General features: G+C 54.9%; 20 protein-coding genes. 10 read left to right on the top strand and 10 right to left on the bottom strand.

The window, feature by feature from the left end; all coding sequences use genetic code 11:
• Nucleotides 1-44: 44 nt before the first annotated feature.
• Both PGQ95_RS12915 and ghrB read left to right on the top strand, forming a co-directional pair.
• Entirely contained in the window at nucleotides 45-1325 is a 1281-nt protein-coding gene (locus PGQ95_RS12915) for an MFS transporter (RefSeq protein WP_087858977.1), read from the top strand.
• Between the two features lie 24 nt (nucleotides 1326-1349).
• Nucleotides 1350-2321 (top strand): glyoxylate/hydroxypyruvate reductase GhrB, encoded by a 972-nt coding sequence (gene ghrB / locus PGQ95_RS12920; RefSeq protein WP_087858976.1) that lies wholly within the window; start codon nucleotides 1350-1352, stop codon nucleotides 2319-2321.
• A gap of 66 nt (nucleotides 2322-2387) precedes the next feature.
• Here ghrB and PGQ95_RS12925 read toward each other — a convergent pair whose 3' ends face one another.
• A complete protein-coding gene (locus PGQ95_RS12925) occupies nucleotides 2388-3098 on the bottom strand; it encodes a DUF3053 domain-containing protein (protein WP_045375371.1) in 711 nt (236 codons plus the stop codon).
• Nucleotides 3099-3533: 435 nt separating this feature from the next.
• Between PGQ95_RS12925 and PGQ95_RS12930 the strand changes: the two genes are divergently transcribed.
• The 3 genes from PGQ95_RS12930 (at nucleotide 3534) to cspE (ending at nucleotide 5904) form a co-directional block, all read left to right on the top strand.
• The gene (locus PGQ95_RS12930; protein ID WP_430918328.1) at nucleotides 3534-4892 is read left to right on the top strand and encodes an MFS transporter; all 1359 of its coding nucleotides are present in this window, start codon (nucleotides 3534-3536) and stop codon (nucleotides 4890-4892) included.
• A gap of 244 nt (nucleotides 4893-5136) precedes the next feature.
• Nucleotides 5137-5427 carry an HTH-type transcriptional regulator gene (locus PGQ95_RS12935; RefSeq protein WP_087858974.1) on the top strand — a complete coding sequence of 97 codons (291 nt, stop codon included), beginning with the start codon at nucleotides 5137-5139 and terminating at the stop codon, nucleotides 5425-5427.
• Nucleotides 5428-5691: 264 nt separating this feature from the next.
• Nucleotides 5692-5904, top strand: coding sequence for a transcription antiterminator/RNA stability regulator CspE (cspE, locus tag PGQ95_RS12940; RefSeq protein ID WP_000014594.1), 213 nt, complete (start codon nucleotides 5692-5694; stop codon nucleotides 5902-5904).
• A 97-nt stretch (nucleotides 5905-6001) separates the two neighbouring features.
• On the opposite strand, the gene PGQ95_RS12945 is transcribed toward cspE, so the two are convergent.
• From PGQ95_RS12945 to PGQ95_RS12960, 4 genes are all read right to left on the bottom strand, one after another.
• Entirely contained in the window at nucleotides 6002-7621 is a 1620-nt protein-coding gene (locus PGQ95_RS12945) for an ABC-F family ATP-binding cassette domain-containing protein (RefSeq protein WP_430918330.1), read from the bottom strand.
• Nucleotides 7622-7853: 232 nt separating this feature from the next.
• Nucleotides 7854-9923 (bottom strand): glycine--tRNA ligase subunit beta, encoded by a 2070-nt coding sequence (gene glyS / locus PGQ95_RS12950; protein WP_430918332.1) that lies wholly within the window; start codon nucleotides 9921-9923, stop codon nucleotides 7854-7856.
• A gap of 9 nt (nucleotides 9924-9932) precedes the next feature.
• A complete protein-coding gene (gene glyQ, locus PGQ95_RS12955) occupies nucleotides 9933-10844 on the bottom strand; it encodes a glycine--tRNA ligase subunit alpha (RefSeq protein WP_001168551.1) in 912 nt (303 codons plus the stop codon).
• A 137-nt stretch (nucleotides 10845-10981) separates the two neighbouring features.
• Nucleotides 10982-11281 (bottom strand): YsaB family lipoprotein, encoded by a 300-nt coding sequence (locus PGQ95_RS12960; protein WP_162750193.1) that lies wholly within the window; start codon nucleotides 11279-11281, stop codon nucleotides 10982-10984.
• A gap of 185 nt (nucleotides 11282-11466) precedes the next feature.
• Between PGQ95_RS12960 and PGQ95_RS12965 the strand changes: the two genes are divergently transcribed.
• The gene (locus PGQ95_RS12965; protein ID WP_430918334.1) at nucleotides 11467-12462 is read left to right on the top strand and encodes an acyltransferase; all 996 of its coding nucleotides are present in this window, start codon (nucleotides 11467-11469) and stop codon (nucleotides 12460-12462) included.
• 35 nt (nucleotides 12463-12497) lie between these two features.
• On the opposite strand, the gene yiaA is transcribed toward PGQ95_RS12965, so the two are convergent.
• The 4 genes from yiaA to xylA all read right to left on the bottom strand — a co-directional run bounded on the left by yiaA (nucleotide 12498) and on the right by xylA (nucleotide 16391).
• Nucleotides 12498-12938: an inner membrane protein YiaA gene (yiaA, locus tag PGQ95_RS12970; protein WP_087858970.1), complete on the bottom strand. Its 441-nt coding sequence runs from the start codon at nucleotides 12936-12938 to the stop codon at nucleotides 12498-12500.
• 34 nt (nucleotides 12939-12972) lie between these two features.
• A complete protein-coding gene (gene yiaB / locus PGQ95_RS12975; RefSeq protein ID WP_087858969.1) occupies nucleotides 12973-13350 on the bottom strand; it encodes an inner membrane protein YiaB in 378 nt (125 codons plus the stop codon).
• A gap of 169 nt (nucleotides 13351-13519) precedes the next feature.
• Nucleotides 13520-14974 (bottom strand): xylulokinase, encoded by a 1455-nt coding sequence (gene xylB / locus PGQ95_RS12980; RefSeq protein ID WP_087858968.1) that lies wholly within the window; start codon nucleotides 14972-14974, stop codon nucleotides 13520-13522.
• Nucleotides 14975-15068: 94 nt separating this feature from the next.
• Nucleotides 15069-16391 carry a xylose isomerase gene (gene xylA, locus PGQ95_RS12985; protein WP_087858967.1) on the bottom strand — a complete coding sequence of 441 codons (1323 nt, stop codon included), beginning with the start codon at nucleotides 16389-16391 and terminating at the stop codon, nucleotides 15069-15071.
• Between the two features lie 372 nt (nucleotides 16392-16763).
• Between xylA and xylF the strand changes: the two genes are divergently transcribed.
• The 4 genes from xylF to xylR all read left to right on the top strand — a co-directional run bounded on the left by xylF (nucleotide 16764) and on the right by xylR (nucleotide 21826).
• Nucleotides 16764-17759 carry a D-xylose ABC transporter substrate-binding protein gene (gene xylF, locus PGQ95_RS12990; protein ID WP_430918337.1) on the top strand — a complete coding sequence of 332 codons (996 nt, stop codon included), beginning with the start codon at nucleotides 16764-16766 and terminating at the stop codon, nucleotides 17757-17759.
• A gap of 64 nt (nucleotides 17760-17823) precedes the next feature.
• Nucleotides 17824-19365 (top strand): xylose ABC transporter ATP-binding protein, encoded by a 1542-nt coding sequence (locus PGQ95_RS12995; RefSeq protein ID WP_430918339.1) that lies wholly within the window; start codon nucleotides 17824-17826, stop codon nucleotides 19363-19365.
• The gene (gene xylH, locus PGQ95_RS13000; RefSeq protein WP_213317590.1) at nucleotides 19343-20524 is read left to right on the top strand and encodes a xylose ABC transporter permease XylH; all 1182 of its coding nucleotides are present in this window, start codon (nucleotides 19343-19345) and stop codon (nucleotides 20522-20524) included. Before PGQ95_RS12995 ends, xylH begins: the two co-directional genes overlap by 23 nt.
• Before the next feature lie 123 nt (nucleotides 20525-20647).
• Nucleotides 20648-21826 (top strand): D-xylose utilization transcriptional activator XylR, encoded by a 1179-nt coding sequence (xylR, locus tag PGQ95_RS13005; protein WP_087858964.1) that lies wholly within the window; start codon nucleotides 20648-20650, stop codon nucleotides 21824-21826.
• Between the two features lie 43 nt (nucleotides 21827-21869).
• Here xylR and PGQ95_RS13010 read toward each other — a convergent pair whose 3' ends face one another.
• Nucleotides 21870-22697, bottom strand: coding sequence for a protein bax (locus PGQ95_RS13010; protein WP_063447255.1), 828 nt, complete (start codon nucleotides 22695-22697; stop codon nucleotides 21870-21872).
• Nucleotides 22698-22716: the final 19 nt, after the last annotated feature.

Here is a 22716-nt window from a genome sequence, read left to right on the forward strand (position 1 = left end):
CCGTCCCGGCGGGCGTATGTCACCTCATTGACAGAGGCAAGCCTATGAACAGTTCAACAAATGCAGCAAAACGTTGGTGGTATATCATGCCTATCGTGTTTATCACGTATAGCCTGGCGTACCTTGACCGCGCCAACTTCAGCTTTGCATCGGCCGCGGGCATTACCGAAGACCTTGGCATCACTAAAGGCATCTCATCGCTGCTTGGCGCCCTTTTCTTCCTTGGATATTTCTTCTTCCAAATCCCTGGGGCAATTTACGCCGAACGCCGCAGCGTGCGTAAACTTATCTTTATCTGTCTGATCCTTTGGGGCGGCTGCGCCTCGCTGACCGGCGTAGTGCATAACATTCCGGCGCTGGCGGCCATCCGCTTTATCCTTGGCGTGGTGGAAGCGGCGGTCATGCCGGCGATGCTGATTTACATCAGTAACTGGTTCACAAAATCAGAGCGCTCGCGCGCCAACACCTTCCTGATCCTCGGCAACCCGGTCACCGTACTGTGGATGTCGGTCGTATCGGGTTATCTGATCCAGGCCTTCGGCTGGCGTGAAATGTTTATCCTTGAAGGGATCCCTGCGGTGATTTGGGCCTTCTGCTGGTGGGTACTGGTGAAAGACAAACCGTCGCAGGTGAACTGGCTGGCGGAAAGTGAAAAAGCGGCGCTGCAGGAACAGCTGGAGCGCGAACAGCAGGGTATCAAAGCGGTGCGTAACTATGGCGAAGCCTTCCGTTCACGCAACGTGGTACTGCTGTGTATGCAATATTTCGCCTGGAGCATCGGCGTGTACGGTTTCGTACTGTGGCTGCCGTCAATCATCCGCAGCGGCGGCGAAAACATGGGGATGGTCGAGGTAGGCTGGCTCTCTTCAGTACCCTATCTGGCGGCAACGATTGCGATGATCGCCGTCTCCTGGGCTTCCGATAAGATGCAGAACCGTAAGCTGTTTGTCTGGCCGCTGCTGCTCATTGGCGGGCTGGCGTTCATCGGCTCGTGGGCCGTCGGCGCCAACCATTTCTGGGTCTCTTATACCCTGCTGGTGATCGCCGGCGCGGCCATGTACGCCCCGTATGGCCCGTTCTTTGCGATTATCCCGGAGATGCTGCCGCGCAACGTCGCCGGCGGCGCGATGGCGCTGATCAACAGTATGGGAGCGCTGGGTTCCTTCTTTGGCTCGTGGTTCGTCGGCTATCTCAACGGCGCAACCGGCAGTCCGTCCGCCTCGTACATTTTCATGGGTGTGGCGCTTTTCGCCTCGGTATGGCTTACTTTAATTGTTAAGCCTGCTAAGAATCAAAAACTTCCGCTTGGCGCTCATCACGCCTGAACTACTTACGCTACGGAGATTCGCATGAAGCCGTCTGTCATTCTCTATAAAACGCTTCCCGACGACCTGTTACATCGTCTGGAGGAACATTTTTCCGTCACCCAGGTGAAAAACCTGCGTCCGGAAACCGTTTCGCAACACGCGGAGGCCTTCGCCCAGGCGGAAGGTTTACTGGGTTCGAGTGAAAAGGTTGACGCCGCGTTACTGGAGAAAATGCCGAAGCTGCGTGCGACCTCTACCGTTTCCGTCGGCTACGACAATTTTGATGTCGATGCGTTGAACGCGCGCAAGATTTTGCTGATGCATACGCCGACCGTGCTGACCGAAACCGTCGCCGATACGGTGATGGCGCTGGTGCTGAGCACCGCGCGTCGGGTGGTTGAGGTCGCTGAACGCGTGAAAGCGGGCGAATGGACCAAAAGCATCGGGCCGGACTGGTTCGGCTGCGATGTGCACCATAAAACCTTAGGCATCGTCGGCATGGGCCGCATTGGCATGGCGCTGGCGCAGCGCGCGCATTTCGGTTTCGGCATGCCGATTCTGTATAACGCGCGTCGTCAGCATCCGCAGGCGGAAGAGCGCTTTAACGCCCGCTACTGCGATCTCGATACCCTGTTACAGGAAGCGGATTTCGTCTGCCTGATCCTGCCGCTGAGCGAAGAGACCCACCACCTGTTCGGCGAAGCGCAGTTTGCCAAAATGAAATCTTCCGCCATCTTCATTAACGCCGGGCGCGGTCCGGTCGTTGACGAGCAGGCGCTGATTGCGGCGCTGCAGGCCGGTGAGATTCACGCCGCCGGTCTTGATGTCTTTGAACATGAACCACTGGCAAAAGATTCGCCATTACTGAAACTGCCGAACGTGGTCGCGCTGCCGCATATTGGTTCAGCTACCCACGAGACCCGCTATAACATGGCGGCCTGCGCGGTAGACAATCTGATTGACGCGTTGAACGGCAAGGTAGAGAAGAACTGCGTGAACCCGCAGGTGAAGTAAGCGAGGAAAGGAAAAGCCCGGCTGACGGCGTTTGCGCAGTCAGCCGGGAGAACAGCGATATACTGATTAACGCGTGGCGTTAACCGCCGCCGTCCAGGCCTGATTAAAGGCCTGATGCTGAGCGGCCAGCGGAGCAATCAGCGCATTATACTGACTCGCCTGTTGAGACGTCGGGAACTGAATACCGTTAGCCACGAAGCTCACCTGCGTCCCCTGCTGAGCGACAAAATCACCCACCTGGACCAGCTGCTGAGTAAAGATCTGCGCGGCCGGGATCAGCGGCTGCAGCGCATTCGCCGGCGCCGTCACGACTTTATTAAACACCTGGTCATAAACCGGCTTAAGGTCTTCAGCCTGCTTCAGCGCGCCATGCGCAGCATCGGCCTGCATTTTGGCGTTTTCCAGCTGCTGGCTCAGCACGCCCAGCGCGCCGTTAGCCTGACGCAGCGGTTCACGCTGAGTGGTATAATCCTGCGCCACGCGAATGGCGTTAACGCTATCAACCACCGGGCGCAAACCCGCATCCATCGCCTGGCTGACCTGCTGTGAATAAGCGTAAATCACCGCATAATCGGAAACGAAGGGGCCGAACTGTTTTTTCTGATCGGCAGTAAGCGTTGGCAGACGTTCGCCGCTACGCATCGCCGTATTCTGCAGGAAGTCGATGAACGCTTTGCGCTGATCGCCTTCTTTATCAAAACACCCACTCAGGCTAACCACCATTAATATGGCCGCAACGGCCGCAAACCAGCGAGAGCAGGACTTTCCTGTCGCCATTTTTTTACTCCTTCAGCCAAAAAAAGCGCAAACAGGCACACGCGTGCCAGACGCTGACAAGGATAGTCCAGGACGGGCTTGCAGGATACCCTTTCCTGATAATCTTACCGCGGAAAACGCCCTTTTTCGCCTCCCCGCGTAAGCCAGGCCCGCTGTTAAGTTCATCACATTTAACGCGATAACGTAACCCGCAAAAATAGTAAATATCTTTTTGATTTAATTAAAATTAATGAAATCACCAGCCAAATAAATGGGCAAAGCGGACGATAATCGCACGCTTCCTGAAGGCGGCGCATTGTCTACAGGCAGGTTCAATGGTTTGATTAATGAGCGATTAACGGCGTTATGTTCGATTATCGCACAAACAACATCAATGACAGCGAGGGAGACTATAACAATACCTCTGTCCCCCGCTCAGCCTGCCAGGAATGCCGTATGAAGAAAACAACCATCGATATTCAGGCTTTTATCAACGAACATCCATTCACGAAGTACCAATGGATGATTCTCGCCTTATGTTTTATTACCGTCGCGATGGACGGATTTGATACCGCGATTATTGGTTTTATCGCCTCAGACCTGGTACAGGAATGGGGCGTTGAGAAATCCGCGCTGGGCCCGGTAATGAGCGCCGCTCTGGTCGGGCTCGCCGTCGGCGCGCTGACGGCCGGGCCGCTCGCCGACCGTATTGGCCGCAAGAAAGTGTTGATTATGTCGATCCTGGTATTCGGCGGCTTTAGTTTGTTAACCGCGTTTGCCAGCAGCCTTAACCAGCTGACATTATTACGCTTCCTCACCGGGTTGGGCTTAGGCGCGGCAATGCCGAATGCCGCGACGCTAATGAGCGAATATGCTCCGGAACGCCGCCGCGCGCTGATGGTAAACCTGATGTTCGTCGGCTTTCCGATGGGGTCGTCGCTGGGAGGGTTTCTGTCAGCCTGGATGATCCCGCATTATGGCTGGCAAAGCGTGCTGGTGCTTGGCGGCGTGATGCCGCTGCTGCTGGCGGTAGCGTTAATATTCCTGCTGCCGGAATCCGCCCGCTATATGGTCGTGAAACGACAGCCGGCACAGCGGATCGCCGCTATCCTGAAGCGTATCGCGCCGCTGCCGGATGCGGTTGAATTTGAGCTACGTGAAGCAGGCCAGGTGAAGGAAAAGTCAGCCATTGGCGTGATTTTCTCCCCGCGCTACGCCGTGGGCACCGTGATGCTGTGCCTGACCTATTTTATGGGATTGCTGATTTTCTATCTGCTGACCAGTTGGCTACCGCTGCTGATCCGTGAAACCGGAGCCTCGATGAGCCAGGCTTCTATCATCACCGCCCTGTTCCCACTCGGCGGCGGGATTGGCGTGCTGATCCTCGGCGCGCTAATGGACAAGATCAACCCTAACAAGGTGGTTGCCGTCGGCTGGCTGCTCACCGGCGTCTTTGTTTGCCTGGTCGGATTCTCAACCAGCAGCCTGCTGTTGATGGGAGTAATGGTGTTTATCGCCGGCAGCATTATGAACGGCGCGCAATCATCAATGCCGGCGCTGGCTGCCGGTTTCTATCCAACCCAGGGCCGTGCCACCGGCGTTGCCTGGATGCTCGGTATCGGCCGCTTCGGCGGGATCCTCGGCGCCTTCAGCGGCGCTTTCCTGATGCAGGCGCAATTGTCGTTTGAGACCATCTTCACGATGCTGGCGATCCCGGCGTTTTTATCCGCCATCGCCCTGGTAGTGAAATACAAAATGAGCCAGCGCCAACCTGCCGTTAAGCCAAATGACGGTAAAAACCTACAGAAAGCCTAATCAATCCAGCCAGCGCCTGCGCTGGCTTTTTCTTCCGCTAACCATCATTTACATAAATTTTCCAAAGCCGCTGTCGATGTTAGTAATCATCACCTTAGCTTTCACACCCGCCTCTTTTGCGGGTGATTAACGAAACCACGCTAACAAATAATCACAGTGGTTATTATTTTCCTTGCTTTTGCGACTATTCTTAAATGGCTCGATGTATTTTCCTCTCCGCAGTGAGACAGAATAGGAGCTCTCAATGGAATATAAAGATCCCGTATTTGATTTGTTGAGTAACCTGGAACAAATTGTTTTTAAAGATCAGCCGCAAACGGCCACGCTTGCCCGTACCCCAAGCGTTTTTAATGAATTTGAACAGCTGCGTAAGGGCACAGGACTTAAGACCGATGATTTCGCCAATGCCATGGGCGTCAGCGTGGCGATGGTTGAAGAGTGGGAGTCGCGACGGGTTAAACCGTCATCCACTGAGCTCAAACTGATGCGCCTGATGATGGCCAATCCGCAGCTCTCAAGGCAGCTAATAGATTGAAAAACTGGTTTACTATCTTCTTTTGGTAACGGTCCTGATGCAGGGCCGTTTTATATCCTGATGAAAAAAAGTTTGCTATCCGACTGAGAACATGCGTTAATGCTCGCAGGTTTGATTTACAGACCACAGAGCAGTCGAATAGAGCAGTCCTTCAAAGGTTATCCATTAGATATCCCCGTAGTGAACTTTCCCTTTATCGCTTTAAATCTGTAGTCCAGACCACTACGCCGCAAGGCTCACTAATTTTTTTAAAGGTAATTCACTATGTCCGGTAAAATGACTGGTATCGTAAAATGGTTCAACGCTGACAAAGGTTTCGGCTTCATCACTCCTGACGATGGCTCTAAAGACGTGTTCGTACACTTCTCTGCTATCCAGAACGATGGCTACAAATCCCTGGACGAAGGTCAGAAAGTTTCCTTCACTATCGAAAGCGGCGCTAAAGGCCCGGCAGCTGGCAACGTAACTTCTCTGTAAGTTCAAGCCGCTAAGAATAATAAATCCCTGCCTTATGGCGGGGATTTTTTTTATCTGTCGTCAACAGGCGCCATCAGCAGATGGCGCCTGTTGTCATTCAGAGGACGGCAAAATGCCAGCCCGTTTCCCTCCACTCCAGACAATGGGTCAGCTTCAGACCCTGTAAAAATGCCTCGTCATGCGATACCACCAGCATCGCGCCGGGAAACGTCGCCAGCGCGCTTTCAATTGCCTGGGTCGACGCCAGATCGAGGTGATTGGTTGGCTCATCCAGCAGCAGCAATTGAGTTGACTCCCGCCGCCAGAGCACGCAGGCAAGCGCCGCTTTCAGTCGTTCGCCGCCGCTTAGCGCCGCTAGCGGAAGACTCACCTTGTCAGCCCCCAACTGGAGCTGCGCCAGACGGCTACGCAGCATTCCTTCATCCAGCGGAGTGTTTCCTAAGTTCAAGTGCTCCATTGCCGATAGTGATAAATCCAGCTGCGTCAGATGCTGATCGAGATACGCCGCGCTCACCGACAGCCGAACGTCGCCAGCAGTTGCCTGCTCCAGCCCCATCAGGGTTTTCAACAATGTTGTTTTGCCGCAGCCGTTTGGCCCCCTTAGCGCAATTCGCATCGGGCCATCCACCCGCCAGTCGAGCGGGGCGGGGGATGAGTGAGCTAACTGCAGTGATTCCAGCACCAGTACCTGCTTGCCGGCGGCCACTTCACTGCCCGGCAGCGTAAACATCACCGGATTATCTTCTTCTACCCGCTCCCGCGCCTGCTGCACGGCGGCATTCAGGCTACTGTTCTGCTCTCGATGCTGACGGCGCAGCGTTCCCGGACGCTCTTTTGCCGCCCCTTTGTACTTCACGCGTTCGAAAGAAGCGATATTCAGCGTATCGACGGTACGCAGCGTCTGCGCCGATCGCCGCTGGGCCGCATCATGCTCCTTTTGCATCCGCGCCCGGGTGCGCCGCCGTTCGATTGCGGCATGCTCCAGCGCCGAGCGGGCGGCCTGTTGCTCCGCTTCATGCTGCTGCTGATATTCGGCATAATTACCACCGTAGCTGCGTAGCGCCGCCGGCGTCAGCTCAATAATCTTCGACATTCGAGCCAGCAATTCACGGTCGTGGCTGGCGATTAATGCCCCGCCACGCCAGATTTCCAGTTGCTGATACAGCCACTCCCGGCCCTGACGATCGAGATGATTAGTAGGTTCATCCAGCAGCAGATAGTCCGCGCCGGAAACTAACGCGCCGCACAGCAGCGCCTTCATCCGTTCGCCGCCGCTGAGTGAAAAAGCGGGACGATCGGCGGAGAATGCCGGGAGATCGGCATCGCGAAAGGCTGAACTCAGGCGATCGGGCAGATCCCAACGACCATCTAACAGTTCGAAGTCATCCGCCAGCCCTTTCCCCTGTTCAAGACGGGACAAGGCGTCAAATAGCGGTGCATAACCCAATAGCGAGGCAATGGTGGTCCCGGCCATGAGGGTCGGCTGCTGCGCCACCCAGGCAACCGTAGCCGACCGTTCGATATGCCCGCCGGAAGGGGAATCAAGGCCCGCCAGCAGACGCAACAGGCGCGTCTTGCCAACGCCGTTGCGTCCAACAAGGCCGCAAAGCAACGGTTCCAGCGATAAATTCAGCGGGCCAAAAAGCGTCTGTCCCGTCGCGAACTGACAGGTGACCTGATGTAAAACAAAAGAGGGGGTGTGGGCGCAATGAGCCATAAGCACTCCTGAATGAAATCAATACTCCCCTACCCGCAGCCTCTGCGAGGTAAGGCGTGAAATTCATCAGTCGTGTTTGTTCATTTGTCGTGTGCGCTCCAGTGAGACGAGGGATTCGTCGGGACATAGGATAGCCAGGCCTGAACCTGGATTTCAAGATTATTTTTTCACCATCGCGATAAGGCAAAAAAAAGCCTGCCGGATGGCAGGCTTTTGACCTTTCTCGAGATAGTTACTGCAGCAGTGAAATATCCGCAACCTGCAGGAACAGCTCGCGCAGTTTGGACAGCAGCGTCAGACGGTTGATGCGAACATCTTTGTCTTCAGCGTTAACCATCACATTTTCGAAGAACTCATCAACCGGCTCGCGCAGCGCAGCCAGCTCAATCAGCGCATCCTGATAACGGCCTTCGGCGAAGTACGGCTGCAGCTTATCGCGCAGCACCACCAGATTACCGGCCAACTTGATTTCCGCCGCTTCTTTCAGCACCGAGGCATGAACGATATCGTTCAGGGTCTCGTCGGATTTCGCCAGGATGTTGGATACGCGTTTGTTTGCCGCCGCCAGGGCGGAGGACTCTTCCAGCGTACGGAAGTGTGACACGGCCTTCATGCGCGCATCGAAATCCGCCGGGCGGGTCGGACGACGCGCCAGTACCGCCTGGATAGTGTCAACACCGTAGCCTTCGTCCTGATACCAGGCACGGAAGCGGCCCAGCATGAAGTCGATAACGTCATCAACGACGTTGGCGTTAGTCAGCTTCTCGCCGTACAGACGCACTGCTTCTTCAGTCAGCGTTTGCAGATCGAGATTCAGGTTCTTCTCAACGATGATACGCAGCACGCCCAGCGCGGCGCGGCGCAGCGCAAACGGGTCTTTATCGCCTTTCGGATGCTGGCCGATACCGAAGATACCCGCCAGAGTGTCCATCTTGTCGGCAATAGCCACCGCGCAGGCAACCGGGTTAGACGGCAGCGCATCGCCGGCAAAACGCGGCTGATACTGCTCGTTCAGCGCCACTGCGACATCTTCCGCTTCGCCGTCATGACGCGCGTAGTGCATACCCATCACGCCCTGCGTGTCGGTAAACTCGAAGACCATGTTGGTCATCAGGTCACACTTGGAGAGCAGACCCGCGCGGGTCGCATGGTTAACGTCAGCGCCAATTTGTTCGGCAATCCAGCCCGCCAGCGCCTGAATGCGATCGGTCTTGTCGCGCAGGGTTCCCAGCTGCTGTTGGAACAGCACGGTTTCCAGACGCGGCAGGTTATCTTCCAGACGTTTTTTACGGTCGGTATTGAAGAAGAACTCGGCATCGGCCAGGCGCGGACGAACGACCTTCTCATTACCAGAGATGATCTGCTGCGGATCTTTGGACTCGATATTCGCCACGAAGATGAAGTTCGGCAGCAGTTTGCCGTCATTAGCGTAGACCGGGAAGTACTTCTGGTCGCCCTTCATGGTGTAAACCAGCGCTTCGGACGGCACCGCGAGGAATTTCTCTTCAAACTTCGCCGTCAGCACTACCGGCCACTCGACCAGAGAGGTCACTTCTTCCAGCAGGCTTTCGCTCAGATCAGCGTTACCGCCAATCTTACGCGCCGCCGCTTCAGCATCCGCTTTGATTTTGGCTTTACGCTCGGCGTAGTCCGCCATCACTTTACCGCGCTCCAGCAGAATCTGCGGATACTGGTCGGCATTGTCGATGGTGAATTCCGGCTCGCCCATAAAACGGTGTCCGCGAATGATACGGTCGGAAGCGATACCCAGAATGGTCGCCGGGATAACCTGATCGCCCAACAGCAGGGTTACGGTGTGTACCGGACGCACGAAGTGAACGTCGGAAGCGCCCCAACGCATCAGTTTCGGGATTGGCAGCTTCGCCAGCGAGGTCGCAACCATGTTCGGCAGCAGCGTTTGCGCGCTTTCACCTTTAACGTGGGCGCGATACAACAGCCATTCGCCTTTATCGGTGGTCAGACGTTCAGCCTGATCGACGGTAATACCACAGCCACGCGCCCAGCCTTCGGCCGCTTTGCTTGGTTTACCTTCCGCGTCAAACGCCTGGGCAATGGCCGGGCCGCGTTTTTCGACTTCACGATCCGGCTGCGAGGCGGCCAGATCCGCCACTTTCAGCGCCAGGCGGCGCGGCGCGGCAAACCATTCGACGGCGCCGTGCGCAAGGCCAGCGTTGTCCAGTTCCGCAGTAAAGTTGGCAGCGAAGGATTCAGCCAGGCTGCGCAGTGCTTTTGGTGGCAGCTCTTCGGTGCCGATCTCCACCAGGAAAGTTTTCTCAGACATGGCCGCCTCTTATTTATCTTTGTTGCACATCGGGAAGCCAAGGGCCTCACGGGAAGCATAGTAAGCTTCTGCCACTGCTTTAGTCAGGGTGCGAATGCGCAGAATATAGCGCTGACGCTCGGTGACGGAGATGGCTTTACGCGCATCCAGCAGGTTAAAGCTATGGGCGGCTTTCAGAATACGTTCGTAGGCTGGCAGCGGCAGCGGGTTTTCCAGCGCCAGCAGTTGCTGCGCTTCTTTCTCATACTGCTCGAAGCAGGTGAACAAGAAGTCTACGTCCGCATATTCAAAGTTATAGGTGGATTGTTCCACTTCGTTCTGGTGGAACACGTCGCCGTAGGTGGTTTTGCCCAGCGGACCATCGCTCCAGACCAGATCGTAGACGCTGTCCACGCCCTGGATGTACATCGCCAGACGCTCCAGGCCGTAAGTGATTTCACCGGTCACCGGTTTACATTCCAGGCCGCCAACCTGCTGGAAGTAAGTGAACTGCGTCACTTCCATACCGTTCAGCCACACTTCCCAACCCAGCCCCCAGGCGCCCAGCGTCGGGTTTTCCCAGTTATCTTCAACGAAGCGGATATCGTGGATAGTCGGGTCCATACCCAGCTCTTTCAGAGATCCGAGGTACAGCTCCTGAATGTTGTCCGGAGACGGCTTAATCACCACCTGGAACTGGTAATAGTGCTGTAAGCGGTTCGGGTTTTCGCCATAGCGACCGTCGGTCGGGCGACGAGATGGCTGCACGTAAGCGGTCGCCATCGGCTCTGGCCCCAACGCGCGTAAGCAGGTCATCGGGTGAGATGTGCCGGCGCCGACTTCCATGTCCAGTGGTTGAACAATGGTGCAGCCCTGACGAGCCCAGTAATCCTGTAAGGTCAGGATCAGGCCCTGGAAGGTCCTGGTATCAAACTTTTGCATATTATTTCGTGCTGGATACGTGTGGATTTAAAGGAAGGGATCAGTATACCCGCTGGCTGCGAGATATACAGTATGAAACGCCTTTGTTTAGCGAAATTTGAGCAAAGCGGCGCCATCATGCGGCGTTTAAGCCGCATTTAGCGCATAGAAAGATGCAAAAACTGGCCGTCCGGATCAAAAGAACAGATAAAACGCTCATTCCGCGAAGTCAGGCCGGAAAGCTCATAGCTTGCCTGGAACTGCTCGAAATGATTAACGTCGACGCGACGGGTGTCTGTGCTATAACGTAACGCCGCCTGATCCTTGCATAGTTTCTCCATGTTCAGCGTCGTTTGCGGCGTGATACGTGCCTTTTGCGCTTTTTGGACAGGTTGAGCAGGTGTCTGGCTGCAGCCAACCAGCAGCAGCGCCACCAGGGCAGATACGAAATATTTCATCACCATTTTTCTCAACCGCCTTGTTAGCCAATTGTTATCGTGCAGACCATGTAAAACCAGACAAACATTTTGCGAATCTCGCGGATGCTCTACAAGAGTGTGGCGATAAACTCAGAATATTCCATTGTGATGACGACAAACTACGGGAGTCAGACTCTTTTTACGCAGGAGCCAATGAGGTACAGATGCAGGAAAAAATAAGCTGGATTACCAACTTGCGCGGCATAGCATGTCTGATGGTCGTGATGATTCACAGCACCACCTGGTACATTACCCATCCTCATAACATCAGCTTGTTTGAATGGGATATCGCTAACCTGCTTAACTCGGCATCGCGCGTCAGCGTCCCGCTTTTTTTCATGATTTCAGGTTATCTGTTTTTTGGCGAGCGCAGCGCCCAGCCGCGCCATTATCTGCGCATCGGGCTGTGCATTCTGTTCTACAGCGCGCTGGCGCTGCTCTATATCACCCTGTTTACCCATATCAACGTTGAGCTGTCATTAAAAAATTTACTGCAAAAGCCGGTGTTTTATCACCTGTGGTTTTTCTTTGCCATTGTGGTGATTTATCTGCTCTCGCCGCTGATTCAGGTGAAGCAGGTCAGCGGCAAAATGCTGCTGGCGCTGATGCTGGTGATTGGCCTCATCGCCAACCCCAATACGGTAAGCATTAAAGCCGGCGGCATTGAATGGCTACCGGTAAACCTCTACATCAACGGCGATACCTTTTACTACATACTGTACGGAATACTGGGCCGGGCGATCGGCGCCATGAACACCGACAGAAGAGGATTAACCCTGCTGTGCGCGCTGCTGTTTACCGCCGCGGTGTGGATCATTTCACGCGGCACGCTGCATGAACTGCAATGGCGCGGTGATTTCGGCGATACCTGGTATCTGTACTGCGGGCCGGCAGTGTTTGTCTGCGCGACCTCGTTGCTGACGCTGGGCAAAAACGTCCTCAATAGCCGTGAGCTTCCGGGTATTGCGTTAATTTCCAGACATTCATTAGGCATTTATGGTTTTCACGCGCTGTTTATACACGCGCTACGCGCAAGTGGCCTGGAACTTAACCGCTGGCCATTACTGGATATTGCATGGATTTTCGCCGCCGCGCTGTTGGGTAGCCTGGCGCTATCTATACTGGTTCAACGAATTGATCGTCGCCGGTTAGTGAGCTAAAAAAAGCGCCCGCCGTTTAACGCGGGCGCCGTCGATTACTCCGCGGTCTCTTCTGTTACTGCGCTCCCCTCACTTAGCGGCGAGCGATCCCAGGCATCGCGAATATTCTTCTGTACTGCTACCGCGCCGAACAGGCTCAAAAAGAATGCCAGGCCATAAAAGCCTTTCTCGCTTAGCATCAGCGTTGCGTTCCACAATCCCACCACCAGCAGACCCACCGCAATCACGAAAGCGATCAAGCAGGACATGTAATACATAGCGGTGGTTGGAATTTTGTCGTATTTATCACGAACCGTTTTCTGATAAGAAGCGGCGGAAAAAAGACCCAGCACCAATACGGCAAAATAGTAGCCCTTTTCATTGAGCTCCATTGGCGCATTCCACAGGCCAATCAAATACACGAGGATACCGCCCACCAGCGCAATCCATGAGATTAGGTGAAACGCGGGTGAATATGTCGTCGCTTTCATTTCCATTGCTGACTACCTCTCTTCGCTGTCGACTGACAGCTTATTCCACTGAGCTATTGCGAGCTTTATCCGCGACTCTGGCGGGATAAGATATCGCTGAAGCGCCATACATACAGACAAACCATGCCACCACGTAGATGCTTTTTTCACGCCACGGCGCCGGGACAAACCAGGCGCCGACCAGCAGCAATCCCACCGATAGCAACAGCACCAGCCGGCACAGAGAGATAAAATCATCGTCTCGCTGCGCTTCCAGCTCCGTTCGCTGATGCGTAAGTACGGCAAACATTCCCATCACCAGTACACCAAGAAAGTAACCTTTGCCGCTGAATAGCGGGCACGTTCGCCAGATACCGATTAAGTAAACCAGCGAGCCCAGCAGCATGACTAATCTTGCCGTCGTACGTTTTAATTTCATTGCGCCTCCCTGGCCATGGTAGCGCTCATTATGACCGGGGAATTGCCGGTTGCGGCAGTTTCCGCAAATTGAAACCCACAATTCGGAATAAATAAATATGTGAATTAAATCAATGCAAAGCGAATCATTCAGAAAGGAAATTCGCCCCAATAAATGGGGCGAGAACAACTTATGACATCAGTGGCTTAAGCTGCTGATAGATCTGGCGGAACGTTTCACGACGCGGCGCATAACGGGCAAACCGTTGAGCATCAGGCAGGTGCGCCTGCTCCAGCGGCAGCTGCGGCAGGAGGTCAGAGAAAGCCGCATCGTGATGAACGCCCAACTGCGCCAATCTTGCCGCGCCTAACGCCGGGCCGACATCGCCGCCGGTGCGGAAATCCAGCTGCTGGCCGCTGATATCGGCAAGCATTTGCCGCCAGTATGCGCTACGCGCGCCGCCGCCGATAAGGGTAACGCTGTTCGGTTTCACGCCGCAGGAGTGCACAACATCCATGCCGTCGGCCAGCGCGTAGCCCACCCCCTCAAGCACCGCCCGCGCCAGTTCGGCGGGACCATGTTGATGGGTAAGGCCGAAGAACACGCCTTTAGCCTGCGGATTGTTGTGCGGGGTACGCTCGCCGGAAAGATAAGGGAGAAACCACACCGGATCGCTATTGTCATCCGCCGACTGCGCCGCGGCGATCAGCGCCGGTACGCTGCTAAGGCCGGTCAACTTCGCCGCCCAATCCAGACAAGACGCGGCGCTGAGCATCACCGACATCAGGTGCCAACGGCCCGGTAGCGCGTGGCAGAAACTATGCACCGCGCTTTCCGGTTTACTCAGAAAACCATCGCTGACGGCGAAATAAACGCCGGAGGTCCCCAGCGATAACATCGCCTGACCGGCATCGGCCATGCCAACACCGACAGCGCCTGCCGCGTTATCACCGCCGCCCGCTACCACCAGCGCCCGCGGCATATTCCACGCCTGGGCTACCTCAGCACGCAGTTGGCCGGTCACTTCGCAGCCTTCAAAAAGGGCCGGCATATTGTCACGGCCGAGCCCGCAGGCGGCGAGCATCTCATCGCTCCAGTCGCGTCGCGCGACGTTCATCCACATCGTGCCGGCGGCGTCGGACATATCGCTGGCGAATTCGCCGCTCATGCGTAGCCGCAGGTAATCTTTCGGCAACAGGACCTTATCGACCTGTTTAAAAATTTCGGCTTCGTGACGCTGTACCCACAGCAGCTTCGGCGCCGTAAAACCCGGCATCATCAGGTTGCCGGTGATTTGCCGCGAAGCGCCGACTTTTTCTTCCAGCAGCATGCACTCTTCGCCGCAGCGGCCGTCATTCCACAAAATCGCCGGACGCAGGACCCGCTGCTGTTTGTCGAGCAACGTGGCGCCATGCATCTGTCCGGCAATCCCTAAAGCTTTTACCTCGCGCAGGGAATGTTGCGCGCCCAGCGCTTGCATCGCGGTATTCGTCGCCTGCCACCACTGTTCGGGATCTTGTTCGGACCAGAGCGGATGTGGGCGCGAGACGGTCAGTTTTTCGGTATGCGTCGCCAGTACGTCGCCCTGTTCATTGAGCAGAATGGCTTTTACGCCCGAGGTCCCTAAATCAATCCCGATATACATGCAGCGTCTCCTTAACACGAACGCCACGGCAAAGCGTGGCGCAGCAAAAATGGTTACAGCCAGCGCCCGGATTTACCGGGCGCTTTTGTCGGCATTACTTATCGAACAGGTAATGATTCACCAGGTTTTCCAGCAGTTCCTGGTGCCCGCTGTGGTGCTGCGGCGCCAGGTTGTGCTGAGTCGCATAGTGCGCGATGTCGGTCAGCGTCATCTGGCCTTTAAGGATCTGCTGGCCCAATTCACCGTTCCAGCCGGCGTAGCGTTTCGCCACGCGTTTATCCAGCTCGCCATCTTCAATCATGCGCGCCGCGACCTTCAGCGACAGCGCCATGGTGTCCATCGCGCCGATATGACCGTAGAACAGGTCGTATTTGTCGGTGCTCTGGCGACGAACTTTAGCATCAAAGTTCAGGCCGCCGGTGGTGAAGCCGCCCGCTTTGAGGATCTCATACATCACCAGGGCGTTCTCTTCCACGCTGTTCGGGAACTGGTCGGTGTCCCAGCCCAGCTGCGCATCGCCGCGGTTAGCATCAACCGAACCGAACAGGCCCAGCGCAATAGCCGTGGCGATTTCGTGATGGAAAGAGTGGCCGGCAAGGGTGGCGTGGTTGGCTTCAATGTTCAGTTTAATCTCTTTTTCCAGACCAAACTGTTTCAGGAACCCGTAAACCGTGGAGGCATCATAATCATATTGGTGCTTGGTCGGCTCCTGCGGCTTCGGCTCGATCAGCAGGGTGCCCTGGAAACCAATTTTGTGTTTGTGTTCAACCACCAGTTGCATAAAGCGGCCGATCTGCTCGCGTTCCTGACGCAGGTCGGTATTAAGCAGGGTTTCGTAGCCTTCGCGACCGCCCCACAGCACGTAGTTTTCACCGCCCAACTTGTGGGTCGCATTCATTGCGGTAACTACCTGAGTCGCCGCCCAACTGAAGACTTCCGGATCGGGGTTCGTCGCCGCGCCTGCGCCATAACGTGGGTTGGTAAAGCAGTTTGCCGTCCCCCACAGCAGTTTCACGCCGCTCTGCTGCTGTTTTTCCGCCAGCACGTCCACCATCTGAGCAAAGTTGTTGCTGTACTCTTTCAGCGAAGCGCCTTCCGGGGAAACGTCGACATCATGGAAGCAGTAATACGGCACATTCAACTTATGGAAAAACTCAAATGCCACTTCGGCTTTACGTTTCGCCATTTCCAGCGCTTCGCCCGGCTGCTGCCATGGACGATCGAAGGATCCCACGCCAAACATATCCGCGCCATTCCAGCAGAAAGTGTGCCAGTAGCAGGCGGCGAAACGCAGGTGGTCTTCCATGCGCTTACCCAGTACTAATTCATCCGGATTGTAGTGACGAAAAGCCAGCGGGTTAGTCGATTTCGGGCCTTCATAACGAACGCGATCGAGTTGATCGAAATAGGTTTGCATAGAGAACTCCATATTCAGGGGTGCGGCGAGTAACAAGTGATACGCCAATATAGAATTCCATTTTCACCTTCCTCAATTACGTTATTTCACACCGCCATTGAGAGAATCCACAAACGTGCGCCAGCTCGCAAAAACAATTCCTCTTTGCATCATTTCTGGAACCCTATGATGGAAGAAGAATGAAATAACCTGCATACTCTTGAATAAAATACGATCGCGGTCATAAATTACGAAACAAACTAAATTTCATAATGCGAAAATAAGAACAGGTAATTGCCAGCCCTCGCTTCCCCGTTAAGAATCTGCAACGTATCTGCAACCTGAAGTTTATTCCTGTTCGCCTTACCTACCCTTTGAAAAGGTATCGTTATTATGAAGATAAAGAACCTTTGCCTTACGCTCTGCGCCTCATCGCTCCTTCTCGCCAGCATGGCGGGTATGGCTAAAGAAGTTAAGATTGGGATGGCCATCGACGATCTTCGTCTGGAACGTTGGCAAAAAGATCGCGATATTTTCGTTAATAAAGCGGAATCCTTAGGCGCCAAAGTATTTGTGCAGTCCGCCAATGGCAACGAAGAAACGCAAATGTCGCAAATTGAAAATATGATCAACCGCGGCGTCGATGTTTTAGTGATTATTCCTTACAACGGCCAGGTGCTCAGCAACGTTATTAAAGAAGCGAAACAAGAAGGAATTAAAGTTCTCGCCTACGATCGCATGATTAATAATGCTGACATCGATTTTTATATTTCTTTCGATAATGAAAAAGTCGGTGAAATGCAGGCCAAAAGCCTGGTCGACAAAGTGCCGCAGGGAAATTATTTCCTGATGGGTGGCTCGCCGGTGGATAATAACGCCAAATTGTTCCGCGCCGGTCAGATGAAGGTGCTCAAACCTTATGTTAATGACGGCAAAATTAAGATCGTCGGCGATCAGTGGGTCGACGGCTGGCTGCCGGAAAACGCGTTAAAAATCATGGAAAACGCGCTGACGGCGAATAACAACAAAATTGACGCGGTAGTGGCTTCCAATGATGCGACCGCCGGCGGCGCTATCCAGGCGCTTAGCGCCCAAGGGCTGGCGGGTAAAGTCGCCATTTCCGGGCAGGATGCCGATCTGGCTGGCGTGAAACGTATTATTTCCGGCACCCAGACGATGACCGTTTATAAACCGATTACCACGCTTGCCACTAACGCTGCCGAAATCGCCGTTGAATTAGGCAACGACCAGCAACCCAAGGCCGACGCCACATTGAATAACGGCTTAAAAGATGTCCCTTCGCGCCTGTTAACGCCAATTGAAGTCAATAAAGAGAATATTGACGCCACGGTAATTAAAGACGGTTTCCACAAAAAGAGTGAACTGTAATGGCTGACGCCCCGCCTCGGGGCGTCGTTTTCGTCCTGCCGGATATCGCTTTTGCGGAGTCTCTATGTCCTGGTTACTCGAAATGAAGAACATCACCAAAGCCTTCGGCGCGGTTAAGGCCGTGGATAACGTCAGCCTGCGGCTGAATGCCGGGGAAGTGGTGTCGTTATGCGGTGAAAATGGTTCGGGAAAATCGACGCTAATGAAAGTGCTGTGCGGCATCTATCCACACGGCAGTTACGAAGGTGAAATCATTTTCGCCGGCGAGTCGCTGCAGGCGAATCATATTCGCGATACCGAGCGCAAAGGTATCGCCATTATTCACCAGGAGCTGGCGTTGGTGAAACATCTCACGGTGCTGGAAAATATCTTTCTCGGCGCCGAGATCTCACGCCATGGCCTGCTGGATTACGAAACCATGACCCTGCGCTGCCAGAAACTATTAGCGCAGGTGAATTTATCGATCTCGTCCGATACCCGCGTTGGCGATTTAGGCCTCGGCCAGCAGCAGTTGGTCGAGATCGCCAAGGCGCTGAATAAACAGGTACGGCTGCTGATCCTCGATGAACCCACGGCATCGTTAACCGAACAAGAAACCGCGACGCTGCTGGCGATTATTCGCGATCTACAAAACCACGGCATCGCCTGTATTTATATTTCGCACAAGCTCAATGAAGTTAAAGCCATCTCCGACACTATCTGCGTGATACGTGACGGCCAGCATATTGGCACCCGCGACGCCAGCGGGATGAACGAAGATGACATCATCACCATGATGGTCGGGCGCGAGCTCACGGCCTTGTATCCAAACGAACCACATAATCATGGCGATGAGATATTGCGGGTCGAGCATCTCACCGCCTGGCACCCGGTTAACCGCCATATCAAGCGCGTCAACGACGTGTCGTTTTCCCTCCGCCGCGGCGAAATCCTCGGCATCGCCGGGTTAGTCGGCGCCGGGCGCACCGAGGCGGTACAGTGTCTGTTTGGCGTCTGGCCGGGGCGCTGGCAGGGAAGCATCTTTATCGACGGACAGCCGGTAACGATTAAAAACTGCCAACAGGCGATTGCCCATGGTATCGCCATGGTGCCGGAAGACCGCAAAAAAGACGGCATCGTGCCGGTGATGGCAGTCGGCAAGAACATCACTCTCGCGGCGTTAAATCAGTTCACCGGCCCGGCGAGCAGCCTCGACGACGCCGCGGAGCAGCACTGCATTCAGCAATCGATTCTGCGGCTGAAAATCAAAACGTCATCGCCGGATCTGGCGATTGGCCGCCTGAGCGGCGGCAATCAACAAAAGGCGATTCTGGCCCGCTGCCTGCTGCTCAACCCGCGCATTTTGATCCTCGATGAACCAACCCGCGGCATCGATATCGGCGCGAAATACGAAATCTACAAGCTTATCAATCAACTGGTGCAGCAAGGCATCGCCGTCATCGTGATCTCATCCGAATTGCCTGAAGTGCTCGGGCTAAGCGATAGGGTACTGGTGATGCACGAAGGCAAGCTTAAGGCCAATTTGCATAATCAAGGTCTGACCCAGGAACAGGTGATGGAAGCCGCGCTGAGGAGCGAACGCCATGTCGAAAAACACGTCGTCTGAAATCAAACTTACCCCATCCGCCCCTGCCGCTTTCCCGGCGCTGAAAGGGCTTAACCTCCAGGTTTTCGTGATGATCGCCGCGATTATCGCCATTATGCTGTTCTTTACCTGGGTTACCGACGGCGCCTATTTGAGCGCGCGTAATATTTCCAACCTCCTGCGGCAAACCGCCATCACCGGCATCCTCGCCGTCGGCATGGTGTTCGTGATCATTTCGGCGGAAATCGACCTCTCCGTCGGCTCAATGATGGGTTTGCTCGGCGGGGCGGCGGCGATTTTCGACGTTTGGCTCGGCTGGCCGCTGCCGCTCACCATTCTCGTTACGTTGGTCATGGGGCTACTGCTCGGCGCGTGGAACGGATGGTGGGTCGCCTATCGCAAGGTGCCCTCTTTCATTGTGACCCTTGCCGGCATGCTGGCGTTTCGCGGAATTTTAATCGGCATTACCAACGGTACCACCGTCTCGCCCACCACGCCGGCGATGTCACAAATCGGTCAAAGTTATTTACCGGACGGCATCGGCTTTGGAATCGGCGTTATTGGCATGGCGGCTTTTATCATCTGGCAATGGCGCGGTCGGATGCGCCGACAGGCGTTAGGGCTGGCGACCACCAGTTCTACCGGCGCGGTTGGCCGTCAGACCATCACCGCGGTTATCGTGCTGGGCGCTATCTGGCTGCTCAATGATTATCGCGGCGTGCCGACGCCGGTACTCATACTCGCCGCCCTGCTGCTGGCGGGCATGTTTATGGCGACCCGTACCGCTTTTGGCCGCCGCATCTATGCCATTGGCGGTAATCTGGAAGCGGCCCGCCTCTCCGGGATTAACGTCGAGCGCACCAAGCTTGCGGTCTTCGCCATTAACGGCCTGATGGTCGCCATCGCCGGGTTGATTCTCAGCTCGCGACTGGGAGCGGGATCGCCTTCTGCCGGTAATATCGCCGAACTCGACGCTATCGCCGCCTGCGTGATTGGCGGCACCAGTCTGGCCGGCGGCATCGGCAGCGTGGCAGGGGCGGTAATGGGGGCGTTTATTATGTCGGCGCTGGATAATGGCATGAGCATGATGGACGTCGCCACCTTCTGGCAATACATCGTTAAGGGCGCCATTTTACTGTTGGCGGTCTGGATGGATTCGGCTACCAAACGGAGAACATAACGGTATCACGATGAAAAATGCCCGAATAACTTGCGCCACCGCCAAACTTCGCCATAAGGCGCTTGAAATAATTCGGGCATTATCCGGTATTGTATGACCGGAGTAAGAGCAGGAATATCATCTATGTTTGAAAAGCGTCACCGCATTACGCTGTTATTCAACGCCAACAAAGCCTATGACCGTCAGGTGGTTGAAGGCGTTGGCGAATATCTGCAGGCATCGCAGCTGGAATGGGATATTTTTATCGAAGAGGATTTTCGCGCGCGTATTGAAAACATCAAAGAGTGGCTGGGTGATGGCGTTATCGCCGATTACGACGACCCGGAGATAGAAAAACTGCTGGCAGATGTCAAAGTACCGATTGTCGGCGTCGGCGGCTCCTATCATCAACCAGAGTGCTACCCGCCAGTCCACTATATCGCCACCGATAATGCCGCGCTGGTCGAAAGCGCGTTCCTGCATCTGAAAGAAAAAGGGGTGAACCGTTTCGCTTTTTACGGGCTGCCGACCTCCAGCGGCAAGCGCTGGGCGAGGGAGCGCGAACATGCCTTCTGCCAGCTAGTCGCCAAAGAGAAATACCGTGGCGTCGTCTATCAGGGGCTGGAGACCGCGCCGGAAAACTGGCAGCATGCGCAAAATCGGCTCGCCGATTGGCTGCAAACGCTGCCGCCGCAAACCGGCATTATCGCCGTGACCGATGCCCGCGCCCGTCACGTCCTGCAGGCCTGCGAGCTGCTGCATATTCCGGTGCCGGAAAAATTGTGCGTTATCGGTATCGATAACGAAGAACTGACCCGCTACCTCTCCCGCGTCGCGCTCTCTTCCGTGGCGCAGGGTACCCGGCAGATGGGCTACCAGGCGGCGAAACTCCTGCATCGATTACTGGAAAACGAAGCGCTACCGCTGCAGCGGCTGCTGGTGCCGCCGATGCGCGTCATTGAGCGGCGCTCCACCGATTATCGCTCGCTCACCGACCCTGCGGTGATTCAGGCGATGCATTACATCCGCAATCACGCCTGCAAAGGCATTAAGGTTGAGCAGGTGCTCGACGCCGTCGGTATTTCCCGATCGAATCTGGAGAAACGCTTTAAAGAAGAGGTCGGGGAAACCATCCACACGGTGATCCACAGCGAAAAGCTGGAAAAAGCGCGCAGCCTGCTGGTCTCCACCACGCTATCGATAAACGAAATTTCGCAGATGTGCGGTTATCCGTCGCTGCAGTATTTCTATTCGGTGTTTAAGAAAGAGTACGATGTGACGCCGAAAGAATACCGCGATCGGCACAGTGAAGTGATGATGTAGCGGGAAAGAAAAATGCCCGGGCTTACGCACCGGGCATTGATGATTACATATGAGCGGCAATTAAGCGCTGATTGTCCTGATACATGGCGAAGAGATAGTTGTTATAGCTCGACCCTTTCGTCGAGTACCCCTTCAGCTTGTGGATCATCGCGCTGGCAGTTACTTCCTGGTCCGTCTTACGCAGCTGTGCGCGAGACTTACGGAAGGATGAATAAGCCGGGTGCGTATTCAGGTTTTTAACATAGGCCTGAACCGACTGCTCGACAGATTCAAACTGGGAGTAGCCTTTCATTGCACCGCGGCAGTTGCCGCCGCCACACTTCATACCAAACAGGTTGTTGTTCTCACGCGCCAGCTTCGAGGTGCCCCAACCGCTTTCCGCAGCCGCCATGGTTGCCACCATGCTGTTCGGAATAATGTCGACGCGCTCAAGCAGCGAATTCCACGGTATATGACGAGTATTGCCAGACCACTTCACTTTGTAACGTGAAGCGATGTCTTTCAGACGCGCCTGCTCGCTCGGCGACCAACGGCCGTCGTATTGCTTAGAGACAAGCCAGTTACGATCTGCCGTGATCGCTTGATTTTGCTTTGTAATGTAAGGCATAACCGTCCGGAGAAACGCTTTTTTCCTTGGTGTCCCGGAAGGGTATTTTCGCAAATCAGGAAGTGAACTGCTCTTTACACTATTGCGAGAATACTCTTGTTTACTGCTAACCTTGATACTACTGGGCTTCTTTACTTTCTTAACTACTGAGGCTTTATGACTCTTTGTTGCTGTGTGCGTTGTCGCCAACACACTACCTGAAAATATACAGGTAAGTAACATGAGTATCGCAGCCCCATATCGTCGCATGGGAATCGATATCATTAGGTCTCCTGGTCGGATT

The sequence above is a fragment of the Klebsiella sp. 141240 genome, assembly GCF_050600805.1.
Classification (GTDB): domain Bacteria; phylum Pseudomonadota; class Gammaproteobacteria; order Enterobacterales; family Enterobacteriaceae; genus Klebsiella; species Klebsiella aerogenes.

Bases quoted from the DNA above. Each gene is read 5' to 3' on its own strand.
- PGQ95_RS12915 (WP_087858977.1), top strand. From the start codon at position 45: ATGAACAGTTCAACAAATGCAGCAAAACGTTGGTGGTATATCATGCCT.
- cspE (WP_000014594.1), top strand. From the start codon at position 5,692: ATGTCCGGTAAAATGACTGGTATCGTAAAATGGTTCAACGCTGACAAA.
- xylA (WP_087858967.1), bottom strand. From the start codon at position 16,391: ATGCAAACCTATTTCGATCAACTCGATCGCGTTCGTTATGAAGGCCCG.
- PGQ95_RS12925 (WP_045375371.1), bottom strand. From the start codon at position 3,098: ATGGCGACAGGAAAGTCCTGCTCTCGCTGGTTTGCGGCCGTTGCGGCC.
- PGQ95_RS13010 (WP_063447255.1), bottom strand. From the start codon at position 22,697: ATGATATCGATTCCCATGCGACGATATGGGGCTGCGATACTCATGTTA.
- yiaA (WP_087858970.1), bottom strand. From the start codon at position 12,938: ATGGAAATGAAAGCGACGACATATTCACCCGCGTTTCACCTAATCTCA.
- PGQ95_RS12930 (WP_430918328.1), top strand. From the start codon at position 3,534: ATGAAGAAAACAACCATCGATATTCAGGCTTTTATCAACGAACATCCA.
- xylR (WP_087858964.1), top strand. From the start codon at position 20,648: ATGTTTGAAAAGCGTCACCGCATTACGCTGTTATTCAACGCCAACAAA.
- PGQ95_RS12995 (WP_430918339.1), top strand. From the start codon at position 17,824: ATGTCCTGGTTACTCGAAATGAAGAACATCACCAAAGCCTTCGGCGCG.
- xylH (WP_213317590.1), top strand. From the start codon at position 19,343: ATGTCGAAAAACACGTCGTCTGAAATCAAACTTACCCCATCCGCCCCT.
- glyS (WP_430918332.1), bottom strand. From the start codon at position 9,923: ATGTCTGAGAAAACTTTCCTGGTGGAGATCGGCACCGAAGAGCTGCCA.
- PGQ95_RS12935 (WP_087858974.1), top strand. From the start codon at position 5,137: ATGGAATATAAAGATCCCGTATTTGATTTGTTGAGTAACCTGGAACAA.
- ghrB (WP_087858976.1), top strand. From the start codon at position 1,350: ATGAAGCCGTCTGTCATTCTCTATAAAACGCTTCCCGACGACCTGTTA.
- PGQ95_RS12965 (WP_430918334.1), top strand. From the start codon at position 11,467: ATGCAGGAAAAAATAAGCTGGATTACCAACTTGCGCGGCATAGCATGT.
- xylF (WP_430918337.1), top strand. From the start codon at position 16,764: ATGAAGATAAAGAACCTTTGCCTTACGCTCTGCGCCTCATCGCTCCTT.
- PGQ95_RS12960 (WP_162750193.1), bottom strand. From the start codon at position 11,281: ATGAAATATTTCGTATCTGCCCTGGTGGCGCTGCTGCTGGTTGGCTGC.
- PGQ95_RS12945 (WP_430918330.1), bottom strand. From the start codon at position 7,621: ATGGCTCATTGCGCCCACACCCCCTCTTTTGTTTTACATCAGGTCACC.
- xylB (WP_087858968.1), bottom strand. From the start codon at position 14,974: ATGTATATCGGGATTGATTTAGGGACCTCGGGCGTAAAAGCCATTCTG.
- glyQ (WP_001168551.1), bottom strand. From the start codon at position 10,844: ATGCAAAAGTTTGATACCAGGACCTTCCAGGGCCTGATCCTGACCTTA.
- yiaB (WP_087858969.1), bottom strand. From the start codon at position 13,350: ATGAAATTAAAACGTACGACGGCAAGATTAGTCATGCTGCTGGGCTCG.